Annotated in this window: 3 tRNA genes and 2 rRNA genes; all 5 read right to left on the bottom strand. The window is 50.5% G+C overall.

Features of this window, described 5'->3' with window-relative positions:
- Positions 1–342, bottom strand: a 16S ribosomal RNA gene (locus H1S01_RS20180); the annotation flags it as partial.
- Positions 343–726: 384 nt separating this feature from the next.
- A tRNA-Met gene (locus H1S01_RS20185) sits at positions 727–802 on the bottom strand.
- A 6-nt stretch (positions 803–808) separates the two neighbouring features.
- A tRNA-Ile gene (locus H1S01_RS20190) sits at positions 809–882 on the bottom strand.
- Between the two features lie 6 nt (positions 883–888).
- A tRNA-Asp gene (locus H1S01_RS20195) sits at positions 889–965 on the bottom strand.
- A gap of 149 nt (positions 966–1,114) precedes the next feature.
- A 23S ribosomal RNA gene (locus tag H1S01_RS20200) occupies positions 1,115–1,319 on the bottom strand; the annotation flags it as partial.

Below are 1,319 nucleotides of genomic sequence, written 5' to 3' on the forward strand. Positions count from 1 at the left end.
GAGTCTGGGCCGTGTCTCAGTCCCAGTGTGGCCGTTCACCCTCTCAGGCCGGCTACCGATCGTCGCCTTGGTGAGCTATTACCTCACCAACTAGCTAATCGGACGCGGACCCATCCAAGAGCGGATTGCTCCTTTGGTTGTCCGGGGATGTCCCCAGACAACGTTATGCGGTATTAGCAGCCCTTTCGGGCTGTTATCCCCCACTCTCAGGCAGGTTATCCACGCGTTACTCACCCGTCCGCCACTAAGCGAATCCATCGAAACTTCATCGCTCCGTTCGACTTGCATGTGTTAGGCATGCCGCCAGCGTTCGTCCTGAGCCAGGATCAAACTCTCCACAAAAAATGTAGATAAGCTTGAGTCAAGCTCTCATTAATGAAATCATTGTCCGTCCCGCTTGCGCGGGCCGAATTGACTTTGGTTTCGCACGCTTTTGCTTTAACAACTGTTTGATTTTCAAGGACCAGAATTTTTCGCCCGTTTGTTAGGCGGAATATTATAGTATCACGTTTTATCCTCTAATTCAACTGGTACTTCTAAGCAATTTTCTTGTTTTACTTATCAACCCGTTGGTTGGATCACAAACGGAATCATGTATCGTTTGTTCATTACCCCGAGTAGAACGCCCTATCGTCGACAGGTATTACATCGTATCACTTGCGCTCCATCATTTCAACTGGAAATATTCGGTATCATTCGTAAAACCTTCGGAAGCGGCAATTCGCTTGGTTGCGGGGGCAGGACTTGAACCTGCGACCTTCGGGTTATGAGCCCGACGAGCTACCAGCTGCTCCACCCCGCGACAATATGGATCCTCGATTAGGATCTGAACCGGCAACCAACCAGTTATTAACCGGTTGCACTACCGTGAGCTATCGAGGAATAGTATGGCGGAGCAGACGGGATTCGAACCCGCGATCTCCAGCGTGACAGGCTGGCATGTTAGGCCTCTACACCACTGCTCCATTGATATGGTGGGTTGATGACGAAATCGAACCGATAACCTCTTGCATGTCAAGCAAGCGTTCTAACCATCTGAGCTAATTGCCCTTAAGAGATTCCCATTGTTATGGTCTCCCTCAAAACTACACAGAGTTAATTTTAAGTAAAGCATAAGGTCAAGTCCTCGACCGATTCGTACCCGTCGACTCAACGCCTCACGGCGTGTACATCTCGGGCCGATCCACCAGGTCATCTTCCTGGGGTCTTACCTCTTTCGAGTGGGAAGTCTCATCTTTGGGTCGGTTTCGCGCTTAGATGCTTTCAGCGCTTATCCGCTCCCGACATAGCTACCCAGCGCTGCCGTTGGCACGACAACT

Origin of the sequence: Heliobacterium chlorum, from assembly GCF_014502795.1 — a bacterium.
In the GTDB taxonomy this organism is placed as follows: Bacteria; Bacillota; Desulfitobacteriia; order Heliobacteriales; family Heliobacteriaceae; genus Heliobacterium; species Heliobacterium chlorum.